Genomic DNA, 5720 nt, shown 5'->3' with positions numbered 1-5720 from the left:
CCGCCCCGAGCACCCCGCCGACCACGGGCAGCGCCCGCCCGGCGACCTCCCCGGCGACGAACAGCGTGCTCATCGGCCGAGCTCCCGCCACAGCCACCGCAGCCGGACCAGCGCGGTGAGGGCGGACCCGGCCGCCAGGACCGCGAGCACCGGCACGTACCAGCCGGACGCGGCCGCGAGCACGACGAGGAGGCAGCGTTCGGTCTTGCCGACCGGGCCGCCGTTGCGCCGCGGGGCGCCCGCCGCCGCGCCCGCCAGCGACACCCAGGACGGCAGCGTCGCCGCGAGCGCGGCGGCGGCCACCAGCCACAGCGGGGCGAGGGCCGCGAACCCCGCGAGCACGGCCAGATCGGCGGCCCGGTCCCCGAGTTCGTTGAGGAGGGCGCCGCGCCGGGTCGTGCGGCCCGTGTCGCGGGCCAGCGCGCCGTCCAGGTTGGCGAAGCCGAGCCGCGCCGCGAGCAGCACGGCGACGGGCAGCGCCGCGAGGGGCGCGGGGAGCAGTGCGAGGGCCGCGCCCGCCGCACCGCCGCTCAGTACACCGGCCCAGGTCAGGGTGTCCGGCGAGACGCCGCGTGCGGCGCAGCCGGCCCGCACACCGGCGAGCCGGTCCGCGTACCAGGGCTTCAGGGAGTAGAGGCCGTTCATGGCGTCGACTCTGCCGCCGGGGCCGCGGGCCCGGATCGGCCCGCGTACTCAGCTCCTACTCAACAAGCGGCCCTGAGTACCGCGTGCTCCCGCCTCAGGGGCCGCGCCCGCCGCCCGCCGTCTCACGCGTCGCCCGGCTCGGTGCGGCCCCGCGTCCGTGAGGTCCGTCTCAGATAGTAGGAAGTCCGAGTAATTGTGGAGACAGAAACGGAGTCCTGTCCTAGCTTTGTAGGAGCCGAACGTCTCGCTTACCTGGCGAGGGCGGTCGTGAGCCGGAGCACCGGATCAGGCAACCCCTGACGCTCCCGTTCCCCGCCCCTTCCGGCGCCTCGAAATCCCCTTTGTTCCACGGATTCTCAAGGAGTCGATCCCTCATGGCCACTGCGACGCCCGTCCGCCGCCGAGTCCGTCACGTCTCCCCGTCGACCGAAGCCGACCGGCAGACCGCGAAGATCGCCGCCGCCGCCCTCCAGCGCGCCCTCGACCGCAGGGACAACGGGGGCGAGACCGGGCACTGAGCCCGGACCCGCCCCTCAGGAAGAACCGCGCCGCACGTCGAAGCGGTCGACGCGCCTGCCGTCCGAGGCGAGCGCCGAGACCGTCATCCGGCCCTTCGTCACCTCCACCGCGAGGAACGAGTGGCCGGTGTAGCGCACCCGGGACCAGGTGACGGTCTCCGGGTGGGCCTCGCGTGACCTGGTCCAGCGGAAGGTCGTGACCGCCTCGCGGTCCCGCACCCGGCCTTCGTGACTGTCCGGCACGCCCGGCCCGAATCCGTAGAGGTCCTTGCCGGCGCCGCCCGCGGTGACATACACGATGCCGTCGCGCGCCGGATCGGTCGACGCGCCGACCGGCACCGGCCTGCCGACCTCGCCGCCCCTGAGGGCGTCGGTGCGCTCGTAGACGTGGTTGTGCCCGTTGATCACCAGGTCCACCCGGTGCTGGTCGAAGAGCGGTACCCAGCTGTCGCGCACCCCGCCGTCCGAGGCATGGGTCGACGTCGAGTAGGCGCAGTGGTGGAAGAACACGACGACGAACTCGACGTCCGCGCGCGCCCGCAGCTCACCCAGCCGCCGGTCGAGCCACGCCGTCTGCTTCCCGTCCGTGCAGCCCCGGTTGGCGGGGATCTCGTACGACACGTCGTTCGCGTCGAGCGCGACCACGGCCACGTTCCCGTAGACGAAGGAGTAGACGCCGGGCGCACCCCGCGGGTCCGGGCCGTTGTCCGGCAGCGACCAGCGCGCGCTCTGTCCGCCGTAGCCGTTCGGCGAGTACCAGGCCTCCATGTCGTGGTTCCCGGTCGTCACCATCCACGGCACCGACTTCGCGACGGTCTCGGTCTGTGCGAGGAACTGGTCCCACACCCGGGCGTCGTAGGTGTCCGACTCCCTGCCGTGCCCGGTGCTGTCCGCGTAGCAGAGGTCCCCGGCGTGCAGATGGAACGCCGGGTTCTGACCCAGGATCACCTGGTCGTTGCCGAGCGCGTCGTAGCCGACGCCCTGGTCGCCGAAGGCCGTGAAGACGAACGGGCCGGGGGCGGCGGGGGCGGTGCGGAAGGTGCCGAGCGTGCCGAGCCGCTCCGGCGCCGCCGGGTCGAAGCCGTCGTGCCCGACGCCGTAGGAGTACGTCGCACCGGGCGTGAGGCCGTCGAGCGCCACGTGCAGATAGAGCTGCTCGACCTCCGGGAGCTTCCCCGACAGCGCGGGGGTGTGCAGCGCCCGCACCTCGGCCTCGATCCGCGGACCCAGCTCCCACGGCTTCGGGCCCACCCGCAGGAACGGCCGACGCACCGCGAACGGCACCTGCCAGGAGACCCGCAGCTGGGTGCGCGGATCGGCGCCGAAGGCCAGATGCCGCCCGAACGGCGCGACGAGCGCCCCGTCGACCTGCACGACCGACCCGCGCACCGGACCGGCGGGGTGCGCCGCGAACACCGGGGCCGCGGCGCCGTCGCCGAGCAGGGCAGCGCCGCCCGCCACGGCCGCGGCCCCGGCCAGGGCGCGGCGCCTGCTGAACCGCGCCCGCAGGTACGCGTGCTGCTCCGGCATGCTCATCCGGCGCGCGAGTGTCTCCGGGATGCCGACATCGGGGGTGTCCATACGGGTGAACATCCCCGGTGGAGCCCAACTCCCGCCGGACGCACGGGTGAACAGCGGTCGACGGGCCGGTGCGGAACCCCTCCGTGCTGTCCGCATGGTGGACGCCGTGTGTCATTCCATGGGACCCGGAGTACGGTGCGGAGCATGTCGGCAAGTTCTCGCAGCATCAATCTCGCAGTGATCCCCGGTGACGGTATCGGCCAGGAGGTCGTGGCCCAGGGGCTCAAGGTCCTCTCCGCCGTCCTCCCGCAGGACGTGAAGCTGGAGACCGAGGAGTACGACTTCGGCGCCAAGCGCTACCACGCGACCGGGGAGACCCTCACCGACGCCGACCTCGACGCCCTCAAGAAGCACGACGCCATCCTGCTCGGCGCCATCGGCGACCCGTCGGTCCCGTCCGGTGTCCTGGAGCGCGGCTTCCTGCTCAAGCTCCGCTTCGCCTTCGACCACCACGTGAACCTGCGTCCGTCGAAGCTGCTCCCCGGCGTCCCGACCCCGCTCGCCGGCCAGCCGGAGATCGACTTCGTCGTCGTCCGCGAGGGCACCGAGGGCCCGTACACGGGCAACGGCGGGACGATCCGCAAGGGCACCGAGCACGAGGTCGCCACCGAGGTCTCGGTCAACACCGCCTTCGGTGTCGAGCGCGTGGTCCGCGACGCGTTCGCCCGCGCCCAGGCCCGCCCGCGCAAGAAGCTCACGCTGGTCCACAAGAACAACGTGCTGACCTTCGCGGGCCACCTGTGGACGAACACGTTCAACAAGGTGGCGAAGGAGTTCCCCGAGGTCACCACCGACTACATCCACGTCGACGCCGCGACGATCTACCTCGTCACCGACCCGGCCCGCTTCGACGTGATCGTCACCGACAACCTCTTCGGCGACATCATCACCGACCTCGCCGCGGCCGTCTCCGGCGGCATCGGCGTCGCGGCCTCCGGGAACATCAACCCGGGCGGCGCCTTCCCGTCCATGTTCGAGCCCGTCCACGGCTCGGCCCCGGACATCGCGGGCCAGGGCAAGGCCGACCCGACCGCCACGGTCCTCTCGGTCGCCCTCCTCCTGCGCCACCTCGGCTACGAGTCGCAGGCCGAGCGCATCGAGACCGCCGTCTCCGCCGACCTCGGCGAGCGCGGCGACAGCATCCGCTCCACCGAGCAGATCGGCGACGCGCTCGCCGCCCGAGTAGCCGGCTGACCCGGCGCTCCCTCCCAGTACTCATCCAGTACGCCAGCAGCCGCCGGGTCGCCCACGCACCCGGCGGCTTCTCGCAGGCGGCCGCGGGGTGCGACCATCAGCCCCGGGCCGCCCCGCGCCCCGCACCGGCCGGGCCGTTCCGAGCACACCCCTCAGCGCGCGATAATCGAACGCGGGCCGCGGTGTACGTGAATGCTCGGACGTCCTAGTACAAGCAGTGCAGGCGTGAGCGCGGTCCGTCACAACCAACGGTGAAGGACACGCATCATGACGACGCCCACGATCGAGCTCAAGCCCACCGCGACCCCGCTGTCCGACGCGGAGCGCGAGGCGATCCTGGCCAGCCCCGGGTTCGGCCGCCACTTCACCGACCACATGGTCACCGTCAAGTGGACCGAGGGACGCGGCTGGCACGACGCAGAGCTGGTCCCCTACGGCCCGATCTCCCTCGACCCGTCGACGCACGTCCTCCACTACGGGCAGGAGATCTTCGAGGGCCTCAAGGCCTACCGCCAGCCCGACGGCTCCGTCGCCGTCTTCCGCCCGGAGGCCAACGCCCGCCGGTTCCGCAACTCCGCCCGCCGCATGGCCATGGCCGAGCTGCCCGAGGAGCTGTTCATCGGCGCGCTCGACGCGCTGCTCACCCAGGACGCCGGCTGGGTCCCGCCGCACGGCGGCGAGGAGGCGCTCTACCTGCGCCCGTTCATGTTCGCCACCGAGGCCGCGCTCGGCGTCCACCCGGCCAACGAGTACCTGTTCATGCTGATCGCGTCCCCGTCCGGCGCCTACTTCTCCGGCGGCGTGAAGCCGGTCACGATCTGGGTCTCCGAGGACCACGTCCGCGCCGTGCCCGGCGGCACCGGCGACGCCAAGACCGGCGGCAACTACGCGGCCTCCCTGCTGCCGCAGGCCGAGGCCGCCGCCCACGGCTGCGACCAGGTCGTCTACCTCGACGCGGTCACCCGCACCAAGGTCGAGGAGTCCGGCTCGATGAACGTCGCGTTCGTCTACGGCGACCGCATCGTCACGCCGTCGCTCTCCGGCTCCATCCTCGAGGGCATCACCCGCGACTCCCTCCTCCAGGTCGCCCGGGACCTCGGCTACACCGCCGAGGAAGGTGTGATCACCCTGGAGCAGTGGCGGGCGGACGCCGCGTCCGGCGCGCTGACCGAGGTCTTCGCCTGCGGCACGGCCGCGGTCGTGACGCCGATCGGCCACGTCAAGACCAAGACGGACCAGTGGACGCACGGCGACGGCAACCCCGGCCAGGTCACGGTCAAGCTCCGTGAGGCCCTGCTCAACCTCCAGCGCGGCACGACCGAGGACGCGCACGGCTGGATGCACCGGGTCGGCTGACCCTCCCGCCCCCGGCGCCGCGCACACGACGACGGCCCCCGACCCGCACCGGCGGGACGGGGGCCGTCGTCGTGCGTCGCTCAGGCCGCGGCGCCGAGCCCCGCGAACAGGTCGAGCAGGCCCTGCTGTGCGTCCGGGCCGAACATCAGCGTCAGGTTGGCCGCCGAGTCGGCCGCCGTGCGCGCGCTGCGCGGGAACAGCTCCTTCTCGTACGCGGCGAGCGCGCCCTCCACGTCGCCCGGGTGCGCCACGATCGCCCGGGCCAGCTCCGCGCCGTCGAACAGCGCGAGGTTGGCGCCCTCGCCCGCGAACGGGGACATCAGGTGCGCCGCGTCCCCGAGCAGGGTCACGCCGGGCACCCGCTCCCAGGTGATGCCGACGGGCAGCGCGTGGATGGGCCGGGGCACCAGCGGGCCCGTGGCGTCA

At 73.1% G+C, this 5720-nt stretch carries 6 protein-coding genes; 3 read left to right on the top strand and 3 right to left on the bottom strand.

Going from position 1 to position 5720, the window contains the following annotated elements:
* Positions 1–69 precede the first annotated feature (69 nt).
* Positions 70–645 (bottom strand): CDP-alcohol phosphatidyltransferase family protein, encoded by a 576-nt coding sequence (locus GTW43_RS17030; protein ID WP_161302876.1) that lies wholly within the window; start codon positions 643–645, stop codon positions 70–72.
* A gap of 374 nt (positions 646–1019) precedes the next feature.
* Here GTW43_RS17030 and GTW43_RS37550 point away from each other — a divergent pair, with 374 nt between their 5' ends.
* Positions 1020–1163, top strand: a complete 144-nt coding sequence (locus GTW43_RS37550; protein ID WP_188336700.1) for a hypothetical protein — start codon at positions 1020–1022, stop codon at positions 1161–1163.
* Between the two features lie 15 nt (positions 1164–1178).
* Here GTW43_RS37550 and GTW43_RS17025 read toward each other — a convergent pair whose 3' ends face one another.
* On the bottom strand, positions 1179–2744 hold the full coding sequence (locus GTW43_RS17025; RefSeq protein ID WP_161302875.1) for a metallophosphoesterase family protein: 1566 nt from the start codon (positions 2742–2744) through the stop codon (positions 1179–1181).
* Between the two features lie 144 nt (positions 2745–2888).
* On the opposite strand from GTW43_RS17025, the gene GTW43_RS17020 reads away from it, so the two are divergent.
* Together GTW43_RS17020 and GTW43_RS17015 are read left to right on the top strand one after the other, a co-directional pair.
* A complete protein-coding gene (locus GTW43_RS17020; RefSeq protein WP_161302874.1) occupies positions 2889–3938 on the top strand; it encodes a 3-isopropylmalate dehydrogenase in 1050 nt (349 codons plus the stop codon).
* Positions 3939–4205: 267 nt separating this feature from the next.
* A complete protein-coding gene (locus GTW43_RS17015; RefSeq protein ID WP_161302873.1) occupies positions 4206–5294 on the top strand; it encodes a branched-chain amino acid aminotransferase in 1089 nt (362 codons plus the stop codon).
* A gap of 80 nt (positions 5295–5374) precedes the next feature.
* Here the strand turns inward: GTW43_RS17015 and GTW43_RS17010 are convergent.
* The coding region (locus GTW43_RS17010; protein WP_202501542.1) for an FAD-dependent monooxygenase at positions 5375–5720 on the bottom strand (346 nt) is incomplete at its 5' end.

It is taken from the genome of Streptomyces sp. SID5785, from assembly GCF_009870065.1.
Taxonomy (GTDB): domain Bacteria; phylum Actinomycetota; class Actinomycetes; order Streptomycetales; family Streptomycetaceae; genus Streptomyces.
The sequence above is the reverse complement of the archived record's forward strand: the minus strand, read 5'-3'. Positions and strand labels throughout refer to the sequence as shown.

Coding starts and splice junctions, on each gene's coding strand:
- GTW43_RS17030 (WP_161302876.1), bottom strand. CDS start 645: ATGAACGGCCTCTACTCCCTGAAGCCCTGGTACGCGGACCGGCTCGCC.
- GTW43_RS37550 (WP_188336700.1), top strand. CDS start 1,020: ATGGCCACTGCGACGCCCGTCCGCCGCCGAGTCCGTCACGTCTCCCCG.
- GTW43_RS17025 (WP_161302875.1), bottom strand. CDS start 2,744: ATGGACACCCCCGATGTCGGCATCCCGGAGACACTCGCGCGCCGGATG.
- GTW43_RS17020 (WP_161302874.1), top strand. CDS start 2,889: ATGTCGGCAAGTTCTCGCAGCATCAATCTCGCAGTGATCCCCGGTGAC.
- GTW43_RS17015 (WP_161302873.1), top strand. CDS start 4,206: ATGACGACGCCCACGATCGAGCTCAAGCCCACCGCGACCCCGCTGTCC.